Source organism: Streptococcus viridans (assembly GCF_900636365.1).
GTDB classification, from domain to species: domain Bacteria; phylum Bacillota; class Bacilli; order Lactobacillales; family Streptococcaceae; genus Streptococcus; species Streptococcus viridans_A.
This window is the reverse complement of record NZ_LR134266.1, coordinates 1,504,570-1,518,874: the sequence shown is the minus strand read 5'-3', so window position 1 is coordinate 1,518,874 and position 14,305 is coordinate 1,504,570. Positions and strand designations below refer to the sequence as shown.

The window sequence follows — 14,305 nt, the reverse complement described above, 5'->3', positions numbered from 1 at the left end:
CGATCCGGTGCTGGTTATTTTTCAATGTTGAGAATAGAGAATAGGAGGAGGAAACCCATGTCAAAAGCCTTAGTGATTGGTTCAACTGTTTGTGATGTTATGGTCTATCTGGATCGACTACCGAGTCGGGAAGGAGACGCCCATATCCATGAGCAGACTTGGTCTCTTGGAGGGTGTGCCTTTAATGTCGTCTCCGTACTTCATGCTTTGGGTCAAAATGTTGACTTCATCTCGCCAGTGGGGACGGGTGTCTACGGGGACTTTGTCAAGGCAGAACTCAAGAGGCTGGGCATCCAGACTCCAATCTCAGTAACCGGGGCAAATGGTTGTTGTTATTGCTTTATTGAGTCGGATGGTGAAAGGACCTTTTTATCAGATCATGGAGTAGAATATAGTTTTCAGAAGGAATGGCTCCAGTCTCTGGAGCAGGAAAGCTACGATTCTATATATCTCTGTGGCCTTGAAGTAGAAGAGCCGACTGGATTGGAACTGATTCAATCTGTGTCAAAAATCAAAGGTCAAGTCATCTTTGCACCAGGACCTCGAGGACTCTTGATTCCCGAGGAGCGTTTGGAAGCCATCTATGATCTCCACCCCATTCTCCATGTCAATGAGGCAGAAGCCAAGGCTTTTTCAGCTTGTGAAGAGATTGCTGACGCAGCTAAGAAACTCTACCAAAGAACGGGGCAGTTAGTCATCGTCACCTTGGGAGAAAAAGGAGCGATCGCATACGATGGTATGTTCTACGAGGTGGCCGGATTTCCGACAGAAGTCGTCGATACTGTAGGCGCAGGAGACAGTCATCTGGGAGCCTTTTTAGCGGCATCTTTGCAAGGGCTAGATGTGAAAGAAGCGCTAACCTTTGCTAACCATCTAGCAAGTATGGTTGTGGCGACCAAGGGAGTTCATTTAGAGCGCCATCACTACCATACCCTAGAGCAAGAGTTAAAAAAATTAGTTTATTCAAAAAGAAGCTGACAAACTGTCAGCTTCTTTTTAGTATCATCTTATAACGGACGCTTATTGGGCATGCCTGCTTTTCTTGGGTATTTATTAGGGGTTTCTTTTTTCTTTTCTACAAGAGTGATATAGCGTGGATCCCCATTAGGCAATTCATACTGTAGATTGTCTTCAACCTTGCTAAACAGTAAGTTAAGGGCATTTTTAGCTTCTTCCAACTCTTCTGGAGCATTGCTAGCCTTGAGAGCAAGAAGCCGTCCCCCTACTTTCAGATAGGGAATGGTCAGCTCAGAAAGGACCTGCATGCGGGCTACAGCACGGGCAGTTACGATATCAAATTGGGCACGAAAGGCTTTGTCTTGTGCAAAGTCTTCAGCTCGTCCATGGTAGAAATGTACTCCGCTCAAGCCCAACTCTTCAGCCAGCAAGTGAAGGAAATTGATCCGCTTATTGAGGGAATCAATGATGGTCACATCTAGCTCAGGGAATAGGATTTTCATTGGTAGGCTTGGGAAGCCGGCACCAGCTCCGATATCCAAGAGACGGATGGGGTGGTTTTCAATTAAACCCTGCAAAATGGGTGCGATAGAATCATAAAAATGCTTGAGATAGACTTCGTCTTTTTCTGTGATGGCAGTGAGATTAATTTTCTCATTCCATTCCACGAGGAGCTCAAAATAGCGTTCGTATTGCTCTTTTTGACGATCAGTTAATGGAAAGCCGAGGTCGGCTAAACGGACATAAAATTCTTCTGGTTTCATGCTTTTATTTTACCACAAAATAAGGGAAATTTGATATACTGGTAGAAAGAAATGAAAGGAATTCAATAAAATGATTTGGATTATTCTTGGGATCATTGTGGTCCTTGTGTTGATTGTAGTAGGAGTTTACAACGGTTTGGTGAAAAGCCGGATGCAAACTCGCGAAGCTTGGAGTCAAATTGATGTACAATTGAAACGTCGAAATGACTTGATTCCAAACTTGATTGAAACCGTTAAAGGGTATGCCAAGTACGAAGGAGATACACTAGCAAAAGTGACTCAACTTCGCCAACAAGTGGCTCAAGCTACTTCACCTGCAGAAGCGATGGCAGCCAGTGATGCTCTTTCACGTCAAGTGGCAGGCATTTTTGCGGTTGCTGAAAACTACCCAGACTTGAAGGCTAACACCAACTTCATGCAATTGCAAGAAGAATTGACCAATACAGAAAACAAAATTTCTTATGCCCGTCAATTGTACAACAGTGTCACAAGCAATTACAATGTGAAATTGGAAACTTTCCCAACAAACGTAATTGCTGGAATGTTTGGCTTCAGACAAGCCGAATTCCTTCAAGTGCCTGAAGAAGAAAAAGCTGTACCAAAGGTGGATTTTAGCGGATTAGGAGACTAATATGCTTTTTGACCAAATTGCAAGCAATAAAAGGAGAACCTGGATTCTCCTTATTGCTTTTTTCATACTCTTGGCCCTCATCGGAGCAGCCGTTGGCTACCTCTGGTTAGGCTCCTCACTTGGTGGCGTCATCCTAGCTTTGATTATTGGTGGGATTTATGCCTTTAGCATGATTTTCCAATCAACCGAGGTCGTCATGCGGATGAACGGTGCGCGTGAGGTGACCGAAGAGCAAGCCCCTCAACTCTACCATATTGTCCAAGATATGGCCATGGTAGCTCAAATCCCTATGCCTCGAGTTTATATTGTAGATGATCCGTCCATGAATGCATTTGCGACAGGATCCAATCCTCAAAATGCTGCTGTTGCAGCAACGACAGGCCTTCTAGCTGTGATGAACCGGGAAGAATTGGAGGGAGTCATCGGACACGAAGTCAGCCATATTCGCAACTACGATATCCGCATCTCCACGATTGCGGTTGCCCTTGCCAGTGCCATCACCATGCTCTCTAGTATTGGAGGACGGATGATGTGGTGGGGCGGTGGCCGTAGACGGGATGATGATCGAGAAGGGGGCAGTGGTTTAGAAATTATTATTCTGATCCTTTCCCTCCTTGCCATCGTCTTAGCTCCATTAGCGGCGACTTTGGTTCAGTTAGCCATTTCTCGCCAACGGGAGTTCCTAGCGGATGCCTCCAGTGTCGAATTGACACGGAATCCTCAAGGAATGATCAATGCTCTTTTGAAGTTGGATAACAGTGTGCCTATGCAACGAGAAGTCGATAGTGCAAGTAGTGCTCTCTTTATCAACGATCCTAAAAAAGAATCCGGCTTTCAAAAACTCTTTTATACCCATCCACCCATTGCTGAGCGGGTTGAAAGATTAAGAAACATGTAAAGTAAATCCATCAAACAGTGGATTCAGATTGAAGACACAATCATCTTAGAACCTTTCCTTAGGTGAGTACGGACGTCAGCGAACTTCTATGAAGTTCCATGACTTATTAAGATACAAAGGGCGTCTGCGGATAAAGTCAAAATAGGAAGTTTGACGCAGAATCTTTCGATTCTAGGAGAACTTATCTTTTTGACACAATCCGCAGCCCGTGTTCAATTCGTTTTGAACCCCCTCGCTCTTTAATTTCCAGGCTCAGGCTAAAACAGTTTCCCAAACTGTTTTACTCCCAAAACTCCCGAGTGCTAGAAACAAGGTTGTTTCTAGCACTTTTCTCACGGCGGAAAGTTTCAGTAGATGATTGAATAACTCTAAAGAATAAAAAGTATTTATCTTTAGAGAAGTAAATAGAATTGTATAAAAGATAACTTTGTCTTTAAGCTCAATCCACCCAATGGTGGGTTTTTTTATTTGGTTGTTAAGAGGAGGGTAGTGAAACCAAGGATAGCAAAGGTCCCCCACGCTAGGGGAAGGCTCCAGATAGCTAGACTAGAAAAGAGAGCTGTCCCAAGTGGCATGGCAAAGCTGACCATCAGTCCCAAAAAGCTAGAGGTAGAAGCTAATTTTTCAGCGGGTAATTTGCTCATTAAAAGGCTGGAAACTTTTGGGTTGATTTTTGCAACAAGATAACCAAGGAATGTGATGAGTAGAAGGGAAAGAATGTCCCAGCGTACCAGGATATTTGTGAGCCCAAGCATGGTCAGCCCACCTGCGATCCACAGTAGGATATGGTGGAGCGATTGCTTGGAAAAATAGTCATAGGGTGTCAAACTAGCCCAGACCATGCTTAAAATAGTAACTGCCTCTAAAATCAAGAGCGACTGGCTAAAACTCAACTGAAAGAATGGGGAGTGAAGTAGTTGCAAATTGTAGATACCAGAGATGGATCCCCCTAGGGCATTGATAAGAACCAATGAGAAGAGCAACTTGCCAAAGTGGTGAACCTCCTCATCTGCAAAAATATTTTTGGCATTGGAATACATCTCTTGGCATTCGTGGAGCAAAGAATTCTTATTTTGGGGCTCAATGACGGGGTCATGTGTCAGCTGCTTTTTTCTCATCAGGAGACAGGTGGAAGACAGGAGAAAAGTCACGGCATTGATCGAAGCGACCAGAGCAAAATGTTGATGGCTGATAGCTAGCAGCCAAACTCCTAGAGCTTGTCCAGAAATCGAACAGACCATACTAAGTAGTTGATTGAAGGAATAGGCCTCCATCAAATCCTCGCTAGAGATGTTCTTTTTCATGATGGGGAGTTGTAGCCCCCCGCGATAATCGCTCAAACAATCTGAAACAATGTTTAACAAACAGATGAAGGAAAAAGCAAAGTAACCCGGAATCTTGGTTATGAGAGCAATAAGGATGAAGAGGATGGCTTGGAGAAAGCCGATGCGGATCAACCAGTTAGCTTTTTTCTTCGTATGGTCAGCCTTCATCCCAACAAAAATGCTAAAGAGGCTAGGAATAAACACAATGAGATTGGCAATGCCAACTGCCAGACTCGGTTGCGGCATGCTGGCAGCAAAGACCACAAAGACCAGATTGTAGATGGCAGCACCAAGGGTATTCAAAAAGCGAGAAAGACTGAGTAAGGCAAAAATTTTATTACGAGCTAAGAGTTTCATAAACCTTCCCCCTTCGTGTGAACAGTTGCTAGGACTTGTTTGATGGATCGAACAATCTGTTTAAAGACCTCCAATTTCTCCTCTTCAGAGAGAAGAAGTTTCTGATCTTTTAGGTAGATGCTGGTATGCTTGAGAAACAAATGAAGGAAGTATCTTTTTAGTTTGGTCATCATGGAAGGAACCTTCTTTCTTTGCTTGATGGTTCTATTGTAGACCTCAAAAACAAGAAAATCAAAATGTTGCATATTTTCAACAAAAAGAGGCTGGGACAAAAGTCCTAGCCTCTCAATTGTCTTTGGATTGTCGAGCAAGACGCAGTGGTTGAGTTGGCTCTACTACGCTGATTTCATCAGCTTTTACAGCCCTACTCAACTGTGCGGAGGTGGGACGACGAAATCGAATTCTAACGAATTACCGATTTCTGTCCCACTCTCTTTTCAGGATTCCTTGATCAGTTCTTGCAGGCCCTGTTTGTAGTAGTTGGCACTGTCCTTACAATCCAGAATAGAGAGAACCTGGATGGCCTGCTCCATCTTTTCAAGACCAGCTTCTTTTTCACCCTTCCGATAAAGAAATTCTCCTTTGGCGTAGAGATAAACCGTCCGAAGGTAGGCTTCGTTCTCAGAGTAAAAGTGGTTGTTAATCAGGTGATCAAAATAGGTTGCATCTTCAAATTCATTTGAATTAATGGCCAGAAAAAAGCCATTAAGGAAAATAGAATTGATGGCAGGACGAGAGGAATCTAGGAGAAGCTTGAAATCCTCACGTTGGACCAACTCCTCTGTGTATTGTCGATAGAGCTGACTAGAGAAAAGAGGAGAGGTCAGTGAAAATAGGCTTAACTCAAAATTTCCCCAGACCATGACAGAGAAGAGGTAGTCATAGAGGAAATCTAGTTCCTCTTGGCTAGCAGCCAACTCTACCTCAGGATATAAGCCAAGTATTTTGGCCTTGAGAATAATGCTGGCTAAGAAGTCTTCTTTTTTGTGATCTTTCTGATAGGCTAGTTGGTAGCTTTGGTACAAGGCTTGGTCGTGTTCCAAGCTCATGTTTTCATAGTGCTCTTTCAACAATTTGGGAATAAAGGAGTGCTGATCGATACCAGCTAGATGGGAAAACTCACTGAGGCTGGTTTTGATCTGTTGAAGGGCCTGAAAAAACCGTTGCGTCGTCAGGTCATTTTCCCCTCTTTCAAATCGAGATAACATGGAGCGAGAAAATTCGCCACCTGTAGCCTCCTCTAAAGAGATGTGGCGACTTTCACGTATTTGCCGAAAAACTGCTCCGATTTCTTTCATGAATTCTCCTCTATCTAACATTGCTCAATGCCCTAGCAAGTGAACCTCTTTTGTCCAAGAGATGGTGGGACCCTTGTGTACAACACCAATTTGCCTAGTCTCTGTATCTTTTTTCATGATTATAACAAATTTTTGAGGAGACATCTTGGTTGAAGGGACAGCTTCATGATATACTAGTAGTATCTAGAAGATTTGAGGACAAAAGAATGAACTTATTTACACAAGAAATCCGTAAAAATCCTGAAGGACTAGCATTTAATCAAGAGTTGGATTTGTTAAAGGATCTGCAAAAGCGTAATCCAGAAATTCTTGATTTGAAGAATGTGACAGCGACAGGGGGAGTAGCCTATGATACAGGTCTCTATGTCCTGGATTACCAGTTGAGCTACACTATCGTTTTGGCCTCTAGCCGAAGCATGGAGCCTGTCGAGATTCAAGAGAGCTATCCTGTAACAGAGGTATTTGCGGAGGATGTACAGTCAGAGGCAGATATCGAAGCTCTTGAGGAAGACTTGATCCTTCCAATCGAAGGTGGGAAGATTGACCTGAGTGAGAGTGTAGCGGATAATATTCTGCTCAATATTCCTCTCAAGGTTCTCACTCCAGAAGAGGAGGCTGGAGAAGGTTTTATCGAGGGCAATGATTGGAAAATCCTATCCGAAGAAGAATACCAAGCTGCTCAAGCGATCAAGAAAGAAGAAAACAGTCCTTTCGCTGGTCTAAATGGCTTGTTTGACGAAGAATAAGCTAGAGATTGCATTTGATAAATTTAGACATAAATACAGGTCTTTTCTTTGAGGAAAGGCCTTCTTTTGATATACTAGGATTAATAAACAACAGAGGATAGACCTCTAAAAAGGAGAAAAAGTATGGATACTTTATTTATTCCAGGTTGGTTGATTACCGGCCTAATAGTCGCAGTTATTATTTTGATTTTGCTTGTTAAAGGTTATGTGAACGCTAAACCCAACGAAGTCGTGGTCATTACAGGTCTTCGGAAACAACGTCACTTGCGTGGGAAAGCTGGCTTTATGATTCCCTTTGTCGAACAACGCTCTTATCTTGATATTGAGCAATTCTCGACAGATGTTCGGACGTCAGAAGCAGTCCCAACACTGGACTTCATTAACGTCCGTGCCGATGCAGCTGTTAAATTAAAAATTGGTACAACCGATGAAATGATTGCCCGGGCTGCAGAAAACTTCTTGAACTGGAATACGACAGATATTTCCAATTCTGTCCAAGATGTCTTGGAAGGAAACTTGCGGGAAGTGATCGGTCAGATGGAGCTCCGTAAGATGGTCAATGACCGTCAAGAGTTTGCCTCAAAAGTGCAGGACAACGTAGCACCAGACTTGGCCAAAATGGGTCTGGAAGTCATCGCTTTTACGGTTCAATCCTTCTCTGATGAAGGGGGAGTCATCGATAACCTCGGGATTGAAAATGTTGAAACCATCAAGAAAGATGCCTTGATTGCCAAAGCCAAAGCGGAACGCGAACGCAAGGAAGTCGAAGCAGAACAAGATAAATTGGCCAACGACAAACGCGTCGCTGCCGACCTTGAAATCGCGCAAAAACAAAACGAATTAAAACTCAAACAAGCAGCCCTCAAGCAAGAAGCAGATATTGCCCAAGCAAAAGCAGATGCCGCTAAAGGGATTGAGGCAGAAGTGCAACGTCGTGAACAAGAGCGCGTGGCAGCCGAAGCCAATATCATGAAACAGGAAAAAGAAGCGGAAGTCAAAGAGCGCGAAGTTAAGGTTCGTGAGCAAGAATTGGATGCCAACATCCGCAAACAAGCTGAAGCTGAAAAATATGCGCGTCAACAAGCTGCAGAAGCAGAATTGATCGAACGCCAACGCAAGGCGGAAGCAGAACTCTTCGAAACACAAAAAGAAGCCGAAGCTCGGAAAGCCCAAGCCGAAGCTGAGAAATTCGCCCAATTGCAAGAGGCCGAAGCTATTGAAGCCAAAGGACGCGCCGAGGCCGAAGCTATTCGCTTGAAACTAGAAGCCGAAGCCAAAGGTTTGGACCAAAAGGCCGAAGCGATGAAGAAAATGCAAGAAGCAGCCATTACCGAAATGGTGGTGGACAAGTTGCCTGAAATTGCGCGTGCTGTCGCAGAACCATTAACCAAGGTGGATAAGATCACCATGTACGGGGAAGGCAATGCTTCTAAGATGGTGGGCGATATTATGCAAAGTATCGACCAAGTCTCTCAAGGAGCTGGATTTGATATTCGTCAATTGCTAGCAGGAGCTCTTGGAGTTAATATGACGGTCAACAAACTCAAAGAAGGAGAACAACCGGTCATTGAAGCAGAAGAGTTAGCTTCAAAAGAAGATTAATGTCATTCATCAGAAAGTGTCTGAGGACTGTAACTCAGGCACTTTTTGTTTTTGGATTCAAAGTAGATAGGAGCTATCTTTCTACATGAAGGGGCAGGGGATGATTTTCTACTTTCATTTGATGTCAAAAAATGGTAGAATATAGGCAAACTATAAAGAGGAGTGTCACATGACAAAAGCAAACTTTGGTGTTGTTGGTATGGCCGTTATGGGTCGTAACCTTGCCCTTAATATTGAATCTCGTGGATACACAGTTGCTATCTATAACCGTAGTAAAGAAAAAACAGAAGATGTTGTTGCTTGCCATCCTGAAAAGAACTTTGTGCCAAGCTATGATATCGAAAGCTTCGTAAACTCTATCGAAAAACCACGTCGGATCATGCTTATGGTTCAAGCAGGACCTGGTACAGATGCGACTATCCAAGCCCTTCTTCCACACTTGGACAAAGGCGATATCTTGATTGACGGAGGAAACACTTTCTACAAAGATACTATCCGTCGTAACGAAGAATTGGCGAACTCTGGTATCAACTTCATCGGTACAGGTGTTTCTGGTGGTGAAAAGGGTGCCCTTGAAGGTCCTTCAATCATGCCTGGTGGACAAAAAGAAGCTTATGACTTGGTAGCTGATGTTCTTGAAGAAATCTCTGCAAAAGCACCAGAAGATGGAAAACCATGTGTGACTTACATCGGTCCTGATGGAGCTGGTCACTATGTGAAAATGGTCCACAATGGTATTGAGTATGGGGATATGCAATTGATCGCAGAAAGCTATGATTTGATGCAACACTTGCTTGGCCTTTCAGCTCAAGATATGGCTGAAATCTTTACAGAGTGGAACAAGGGCGAATTGGACAGCTACTTGATCGAAATCACTGCGGATATCCTTGGACGCAAAGACGATGAAGGTCAAGATGGACCAATCGTAGACTACATCTTGGATGCTGCAGGAAACAAGGGAACTGGTAAATGGACTAGCCAATCTGCACTTGACCTTGGTGTGCCATTGTCACTCATCACTGAGTCAGTATTTGCTCGTTACATCTCAACTTACAAAGAAGAACGTGTGCACGCTAGCAAGGTGCTTCCAAAACCAGCTGCTTTCAAATTTGAAGGAGACAAGGCTGAGTTGATCGAAAAGATCCGCCAAGCCCTTTACTTCTCAAAAATCATCTCATATGCACAAGGTTTCGCACAATTGCGTGTAGCTTCTAAAGAAAATAACTGGAATTTGCCATTTGCAGACATCGCCTCTATCTGGCGCGATGGATGTATCATCCGCTCTCGTTTCTTGCAAAAGATCACAGATGCATACAACCGTGATGCAGATCTTGCAAACCTTCTTTTGGATGAGTACTTCTTGGATGTAACAGCTAAATACCAACAATCTGTTCGTGATATTGTTGCTCTTGCGGTTCAAGCTGGTGTACCGGTACCAACCTTCTCAGCAGCCATCACTTACTTCGATAGCTACCGTTCAGCTGACCTTCCAGCAAACTTGATCCAAGCGCAACGTGACTACTTTGGTGCTCACACATATCAACGTAAAGACAAAGAAGGTACCTTCCACTATTCTTGGTACGACGAAAAATAATTGTAGGTTATGACAAAGCGGATATTACTAGTAGAAAATGAAAAGAATTTAGCGCGCTTTATTGATTTAGAACTTCAAAAAGCAGGCTATGTAGTTGATTTGGTAGAACAAGGGGAAATCGCCTTGAAACTCCTGCAGGCTACAGAATATGATTTAATTCTTCTCAATTACGAACTAGAAGATATGAGTGGGGAAGATTTTGCCCAACGCCTGAGCAAGATTCGTCCTGCAGCAGTCTTGATTGTCTTAGATAGTCGTGAGAAAATTTCTGAGCATATGGAGAGTATCCAGCGATTTGCAGTGTCTTATGTCATCAAACCATTTGTGATTAGTGATTTAGTTGAGAAAATCATCGCTATTTTTAGAGGCCGTGATTTTATTGACCAACATTGTAATCAGATGAAAGTTCCTACTTCCTATCGGAATTTACGGATTGATGTCGAGAATCGTATGGTGTATCGGGGAGAGGAAGTGATTGACCTGACACGTCGTGAGTATGATTTGTTAGCGACTTTGATGGGGAGTAAGAATGTCCTCAGTCGCGAGCAATTGCTGGAGCGTGTCTGGAAGTATGAGAGTACAGCAGAAACCAATATCGTTGATGTCTATATTCGCTATCTTCGTGGAAAAATAGATCTCCCAGGACAAAAGAGCTATATCAAAACTGTCCGAGGTGTCGGCTACCAAATGCAAGAATAAGAACATTCCCTTTGATGAGAAATCTCAAAGGGATTTTTTGTTTATCAAAAAGGAAGAAAGAAGAAAATTTTTAAAAAAATTTTTTTAAAAAAATTGTGAAAGAAGCAAACGTTTGCTTAAAAGATAGGCTTTTCAAGGCCTTTATGTATAAAGTTTGTGAATTAAAAATGTAGATGTAAGGGCTTTACAAATAGAAAAAAAGTGGTATAATAGTAGGCGAGATATGCAAACGTTTTCTTATATTACGGGCATTTCAAATTTATAAGGAGGTCGAATGATGAATAAACAATCATTCAAAAGTCTATTTAGCTTTGAATTTTGGCAAAAATTCGGTAAAGCGTTGATGGTGGTCGTTGCAGTTATGCCGGCGGCGGGTCTGATGATCAGTCTTGGCAAAACGATTGCAATGATTAACCCAGAACTTGGTTTCTTGGTAACTACCGGTGGTGTTCTTGAACAGATCGGTTGGGGAGTTATCGTTAACCTTCACATTCTCTTTGCATTGGCTATCGGTGGTAGCTGGGCAAAAGAACGTGCTGGTGGTGCCTTTGCGGCAGGTCTATCCTTTATCCTGATCAACCGTATCACTGGTGTGATGTTCGGTGTAACAGGAGATATGCTGAAAGATCCAAAAGCACAAGTTCATACTCTTCTTGGTGGATCTATCAAGGTTGCTGATTACTTTACGAGTGTTTTGGAATCACCTGCCTTGAATATGGGAGTTTTCGTTGGGATTATTGCCGGTTTTGTAGGGGCAACAGCCTTTAATAAATACTACAACTACCGCAAGTTACCAGATGCCCTATCATTCTTTAACGGGAAACGGTTTGTTCCTTTTGTCGTTATCCTTCGTTCTGTAATTGTGGCTCTTGTCTTGTCATTCTTATGGCCAGTAGTCCAAACAGGAATTAATAACTTTGGTATTTGGATTGCTAACTCAAAAGAGACTGCACCATACTTAGCACCATTTGCCTTTGGTACTTTGGAACGTCTCTTGCTTCCATTCGGTCTTCACCACATGTTGACCATTCCAATCAATTATACTCAACTAGGTGGTACTTATCATATTTTAACTGGTATTGACCAAGGTAAAGATGTATTTGGTCAAGATCCACTTTGGTTGGCTTGGATCACAGACTTAGGAAATACAAAAGTCTCTGACCCTGCTACTTACCAACACTTGTTGGATACCTTCACACCTGCTCGTTTCAAAGTGGGACAAATGATTGGTTCATTCGGTATCTTGATGGGGGTTGCCCTTGCCATGTACCGTAACGTAGACCCTGATAAGAAACACAAATACAAAGGGATGATGATTGCGACTGCTCTTGCAACCTTCCTCACAGGGGTTACAGAACCAATCGAGTACATGTTCATGTTTGTAGCAATGCCTCTTTACCTCGTTTATGCAGTGGTACAAGGTGCAGCCTTCGCGATGGCAGATGCCGTCAACCTCCGTGTCCATTCATTTGGATCAATTGAGTTCTTGACTCGTACACCAATGACCATTAAAGCTGGTATTGGTATGGATATCATTAATTTCATCTGGGTAACTGTACTTTTTGCAGTGATCATGTACTTCATTGCAAACTTCATGATCCAGAAATTTAACTACGCAACTCCTGGACGTAATGGAAACTACGAACAAGCTGAGGGTGGTGCAGAAGAATCTGAAACTTCAGGTTCAAGTAAAGTGGCCGCTGCTTCTCAAGCGGTTAACATCATTAACCTTCTTGGTGGTCGTGCCAATATCGTCGATGTAGATGCATGTATGACTCGTCTTCGTGTTACTGTTAAGGACGAAACTAAAGTCGGAACAGAAGAACAATGGAAGGCTGAAGGAGCGATGGGACTTGTCATGAAAGGACAAGGTGTCCAAGCGATTTACGGTCCAAAAGCAGACGTCTTGAAATCAGATATCCAAGATTTGTTAGACTCAGGTGAAGTGATTCCTGAAACTCTTCCAAGTCAAAAGACAGCAGCTCAACAAGCAGAAGTTGCCTTTAAAGGGGTGACAGAAGAAGTTCGCTCAGTTGCTGAAGGACAAGTCATTGAATTAGAAAAAGTTCAAGATCCAGTCTTCTCACAAAAAATGATGGGTGACGGATTTGCAGTTGAACCAGCAAATGGTCAGATTGTTTCACCAGTAGCTGGTAAGGTGACAAGCGTCTTCCCTACCAAACATGCGCTTGGTTTGGTAACAGAATCTGGTCTTGAAGTCCTCGTTCACATCGGTCTTGATACTGTAAGTTTGGAAGGTAAACCTTTCACAGTGAAGGTAGAAGAAGGCCAAACAGTGGCAGCGGGAGACCTATTGGTAGAAGCAGATTTGGATGCTATTCGTGAAGCTGGACGTGCAACTACAACGGTTGTAGTCTTCACAAATGGTGCAGCTATTAAATCTGTCACTCTTACACAAACTGGTCAACTTCCAGCAGATGCTGTGGTTGCTAAGGTTGAATTATAATCTATGAGAGTTATTCCTTGTATCTATTGGATACAGGGAATTCTCTATTAGGAGAGTAGGATCATGAAATTTTTAACTTTAAACACTCATAGTTGGATGGAAGAAAATCCCCAACAAAAATTTGAGGACTTATTAAAAGACATTCTTGAAAAGCAATACGATGTGATTTGTTTCCAAGAAATAAATCAGACCATCGAAAGTCCAGTTGTTCCTGTTAATGACTTGTACCATCCAACTCCTTCTGCGGAGCCGATCCATCAGGATCACTATGTTCGTTGTTTAGTTGAAAAATTAGAAGAAGAAGGATTGAGCTACCACTGGACCTGGGCTTATAACCATATCGGCTATGACCGTTATCATGAAGGTGTGGCGATTCTATCGCGTACCCCAATCCAGGCAAGCGAACTCTTGGTTTCAGATGTGAATGATCCAACAGATTATCATACACGACGGATTGCCATTGCAGAAACCCAAGTTGATGGGAAAGACATTGCTGTTGCCAGTGTCCACCTCTCTTGGTGGGACAAAGGCTTCCAGCAAGAGTGGGCGCGTTTAGAAGAGCGTTTTAGCCAATTGCAGAAACCCTTGATCTTAGCAGGAGATTTTAATAATCCAGCTGGTCAAGAGGGGTATGAGGCCATTTTAGCGAGTCCGCTAGCTCTTCAAGATAGCTTTATTGAAGCCCGTCAGACCAAGGGGACTTACACAGTAGGTCCTGGAATTGATGGATGGGATGATAATCAGGTACCTTTGCGGATTGATTATGTTTTCACTTCAAAAGAATGGGTTATCGAACGACTAGAAGTTGTGTTTGATGGTTCCAACCAACCTCTCATCAGCGACCATTATGGTTTGTCAGCTGACTTGTATTTACCATAAGATTCAAATCCCTATGCCTTTAGGAGGCTAGGGATTTTCTTTGTTTCGCTTGCTTTCACTTTAGCCCTAAATATGATAGAATAAAGTA

Annotated in this window: 13 protein-coding genes; 9 read left to right on the top strand and 4 right to left on the bottom strand. The window is 42.9% G+C overall.

Annotation, left to right across the window (positions count from 1 at the left end; genetic code table 11):
- Positions 1–57 precede the first annotated feature (57 nt).
- Positions 58–978, top strand: coding sequence for a carbohydrate kinase family protein (locus EL081_RS07895; RefSeq protein WP_126404718.1), 921 nt, complete (start codon positions 58–60; stop codon positions 976–978).
- 29 nt (positions 979–1,007) lie between these two features.
- Here EL081_RS07895 and rsmG read toward each other — a convergent pair whose 3' ends face one another.
- Complete coding sequence (gene rsmG / locus EL081_RS07890) at positions 1,008–1,721, bottom strand: 16S rRNA (guanine(527)-N(7))-methyltransferase RsmG (protein WP_126404717.1); 714 nt, start codon at positions 1,719–1,721, stop codon at positions 1,008–1,010.
- A 70-nt stretch (positions 1,722–1,791) separates the two neighbouring features.
- Here rsmG and EL081_RS07885 point away from each other — a divergent pair, with 70 nt between their 5' ends.
- Positions 1,792–2,352 carry a LemA family protein gene (locus tag EL081_RS07885; protein ID WP_049472048.1) on the top strand — a complete coding sequence of 187 codons (561 nt, stop codon included), beginning with the start codon at positions 1,792–1,794 and terminating at the stop codon, positions 2,350–2,352.
- A 1-nt stretch (position 2,353) separates the two neighbouring features.
- The gene (gene htpX, locus EL081_RS07880) at positions 2,354–3,250 is read left to right on the top strand and encodes a zinc metalloprotease HtpX (RefSeq protein WP_126404716.1); all 897 of its coding nucleotides are present in this window, start codon (positions 2,354–2,356) and stop codon (positions 3,248–3,250) included.
- A gap of 464 nt (positions 3,251–3,714) precedes the next feature.
- Here the strand turns inward: htpX and EL081_RS07870 are convergent, their stop codons facing one another.
- The 3 genes from EL081_RS07870 to EL081_RS07865 form a co-directional block, all read right to left on the bottom strand.
- Positions 3,715–4,932, bottom strand: coding sequence for a transporter (locus EL081_RS07870; protein ID WP_126404714.1), 1,218 nt, complete (start codon positions 4,930–4,932; stop codon positions 3,715–3,717).
- Positions 4,929–5,105 carry a hypothetical protein gene (locus EL081_RS10080; protein WP_164555441.1) on the bottom strand — a complete coding sequence of 59 codons (177 nt, stop codon included), beginning with the start codon at positions 5,103–5,105 and terminating at the stop codon, positions 4,929–4,931. Before EL081_RS10080 ends, EL081_RS07870 begins: the two co-directional genes overlap by 4 nt.
- 264 nt (positions 5,106–5,369) lie before the next feature.
- On the bottom strand, positions 5,370–6,230 hold the full coding sequence (locus EL081_RS07865; protein WP_126404713.1) for a helix-turn-helix domain-containing protein: 861 nt from the start codon (positions 6,228–6,230) through the stop codon (positions 5,370–5,372).
- A 206-nt stretch (positions 6,231–6,436) separates the two neighbouring features.
- Here EL081_RS07865 and EL081_RS07860 point away from each other — a divergent pair, with 206 nt between their 5' ends.
- The 6 genes from EL081_RS07860 (at position 6,437) to EL081_RS07835 (ending at position 14,217) form a co-directional block, all read left to right on the top strand.
- The gene (locus EL081_RS07860; RefSeq protein ID WP_048716562.1) at positions 6,437–6,976 is read left to right on the top strand and encodes a DUF177 domain-containing protein; all 540 of its coding nucleotides are present in this window, start codon (positions 6,437–6,439) and stop codon (positions 6,974–6,976) included.
- 123 nt (positions 6,977–7,099) lie between these two features.
- Positions 7,100–8,578, top strand: a complete 1,479-nt coding sequence (locus EL081_RS07855) for a flotillin family protein (RefSeq protein ID WP_003005145.1) — start codon at positions 7,100–7,102, stop codon at positions 8,576–8,578.
- 169 nt (positions 8,579–8,747) lie between these two features.
- A complete protein-coding gene (gndA, locus tag EL081_RS07850) occupies positions 8,748–10,172 on the top strand; it encodes an NADP-dependent phosphogluconate dehydrogenase (RefSeq protein WP_126404712.1) in 1,425 nt (474 codons plus the stop codon).
- Positions 10,173–10,181: 9 nt separating this feature from the next.
- Positions 10,182–10,871, top strand: coding sequence for a response regulator transcription factor (locus EL081_RS07845; RefSeq protein WP_126404711.1), 690 nt, complete (start codon positions 10,182–10,184; stop codon positions 10,869–10,871).
- 277 nt (positions 10,872–11,148) lie between these two features.
- Positions 11,149–13,338, top strand: a complete 2,190-nt coding sequence (locus tag EL081_RS07840; protein ID WP_126405069.1) for a PTS transporter subunit IIBC — start codon at positions 11,149–11,151, stop codon at positions 13,336–13,338.
- A 63-nt stretch (positions 13,339–13,401) separates the two neighbouring features.
- On the top strand, positions 13,402–14,217 hold the full coding sequence (locus EL081_RS07835) for an endonuclease/exonuclease/phosphatase family protein (RefSeq protein ID WP_126404710.1): 816 nt from the start codon (positions 13,402–13,404) through the stop codon (positions 14,215–14,217).
- Positions 14,218–14,305 lie beyond the last annotated feature (88 nt).

Bases quoted from the DNA above. Each gene is read 5' to 3' on its own strand.
- EL081_RS07895 (WP_126404718.1), top strand. From the start codon at position 58: ATGTCAAAAGCCTTAGTGATTGGTTCAACTGTTTGTGATGTTATGGTC.
- rsmG (WP_126404717.1), bottom strand. From the start codon at position 1,721: ATGAAACCAGAAGAATTTTATGTCCGTTTAGCCGACCTCGGCTTTCCA.
- EL081_RS07885 (WP_049472048.1), top strand. From the start codon at position 1,792: ATGATTTGGATTATTCTTGGGATCATTGTGGTCCTTGTGTTGATTGTA.
- htpX (WP_126404716.1), top strand. From the start codon at position 2,354: ATGCTTTTTGACCAAATTGCAAGCAATAAAAGGAGAACCTGGATTCTC.
- EL081_RS07870 (WP_126404714.1), bottom strand. From the start codon at position 4,932: ATGAAACTCTTAGCTCGTAATAAAATTTTTGCCTTACTCAGTCTTTCT.
- EL081_RS10080 (WP_164555441.1), bottom strand. From the start codon at position 5,105: ATGATGACCAAACTAAAAAGATACTTCCTTCATTTGTTTCTCAAGCAT.
- EL081_RS07865 (WP_126404713.1), bottom strand. From the start codon at position 6,230: ATGAAAGAAATCGGAGCAGTTTTTCGGCAAATACGTGAAAGTCGCCAC.
- EL081_RS07860 (WP_048716562.1), top strand. From the start codon at position 6,437: ATGAACTTATTTACACAAGAAATCCGTAAAAATCCTGAAGGACTAGCA.
- EL081_RS07855 (WP_003005145.1), top strand. From the start codon at position 7,100: ATGGATACTTTATTTATTCCAGGTTGGTTGATTACCGGCCTAATAGTC.
- gndA (WP_126404712.1), top strand. From the start codon at position 8,748: ATGACAAAAGCAAACTTTGGTGTTGTTGGTATGGCCGTTATGGGTCGT.
- EL081_RS07845 (WP_126404711.1), top strand. From the start codon at position 10,182: ATGACAAAGCGGATATTACTAGTAGAAAATGAAAAGAATTTAGCGCGC.
- EL081_RS07840 (WP_126405069.1), top strand. From the start codon at position 11,149: ATGAATAAACAATCATTCAAAAGTCTATTTAGCTTTGAATTTTGGCAA.
- EL081_RS07835 (WP_126404710.1), top strand. From the start codon at position 13,402: ATGAAATTTTTAACTTTAAACACTCATAGTTGGATGGAAGAAAATCCC.